This is a genomic window from Vibrio sp. YT-19(2023) (genome assembly GCF_033337395.1).
This window is the reverse complement of record NZ_JAWOQN010000466.1, coordinates 1-715: the sequence shown is the minus strand read 5'-3', so window position 1 is coordinate 715 and position 715 is coordinate 1. Positions and strand designations below refer to the sequence as shown.

Annotated in this window: 1 pseudogene; it reads left to right on the top strand. The window is 46.3% G+C overall.

The window, feature by feature from the left end:
* Nucleotides 1-163 precede the first annotated feature (163 nt).
* A pseudogene (locus R7E78_RS26545) lies at nt 164-715 on the top strand (ABC transporter permease); the annotation flags it as partial.

Below are 715 nucleotides of genomic sequence, written 5' to 3'. Positions count from 1 at the left end.
TGACGCTGAAATTATTGCCGTAGAAGAAAAAACTAGTTATTGAATCGCAGGGAGTGTGTTTCAACAGCTTTAGTTACTACGCGGATAGATATGCACCATTTTGGGCCGGAAACTTCCCACCAAACCCGCCTAATTTGGACAGTAGACAAGGAGCAAGTTGTATATGCTGTCGTACTTTTTACGCCGTTTAGCGTTAGTCATTCCGACGTTTCTCGGTATCACCATTCTTATCTTTGCCATCACTCGATTTGTACCGGGTGGGCCAGTTGAACGCATGCTGTCACAAATGCAGTCTCAGGGAGACGGCGCAGCATCGATGACGTCAGCGGGTGGCAATACTGCACTGTCTGATGAGCAAATCGCTGAGCTAAACGCATTCTACGGGTTGGATAAACCTGTGATGGAAGCTTACGTTGATTGGTTGAGTCGATTAGTGACGTTGGACTTGGGTGAATCAACGCGTTATTACGAACCAGTATCGGATATGATTGCAGAGCGTCTGCCTGTTTCGCTGTTTTATGGTGGCATGACTTTCTTTATCAGCTACTTCATCTCGATACCGCTTGGCTATTACAAAGCCCTCAAGCACGGTTCTGTGTTTGATTCCACCTCCTCCATTTTGATATTCGTCGGTTATGCCTTGCCTGGCTATGTGGTTGGCGTGTTATTGATTACTTTGTTTAGTTATCACTTGGAATGGTTCCCAATGGGGGGC